This is a genomic window from Bartonella sp. MR168JLCBS, assembly GCF_042194175.1.
The window spans coordinates 1-264 of record NZ_JBHIMP010000182.1 but is presented as its reverse complement, the minus strand read 5'-3'; the positions used below and the strand labels follow the sequence as shown (position 1 = coordinate 264).

Annotated in this window: 1 protein-coding gene; it reads left to right on the top strand. The window is 36.7% G+C overall.

All coding sequences use genetic code 11. The features are described 5' to 3' along the window. A partial coding sequence (locus ACFIK8_RS10185) for a DUF1499 domain-containing protein (protein WP_375669356.1) occupies nt 1-264 on the top strand: 264 nt, incomplete at both ends.

Sequence of the window (264 nt, the reverse complement as noted above, 5' to 3'; positions counted from 1 at the left end):
TTAGAAGCTTCCGGTTGGCCCGTTGTGGCTCAACGGGAATTTAAAGGTGAAGAAAATGAGATTTATATTGAAACAATAGCAAAAACTTTTTACCTTGGTTTTATTTCAGACATTGTGATACGTTTAACCGATGAAGGTGATACAACTTTTGTTGATATGCGTTCTGCCTCACGTTATTTGCCAAGAGATTTTGGTACCAATGCCGTTTTTATTATCGATTTTATGAATGCACTTGATACAGAAATCGCTTCACTTCCCCTTTCT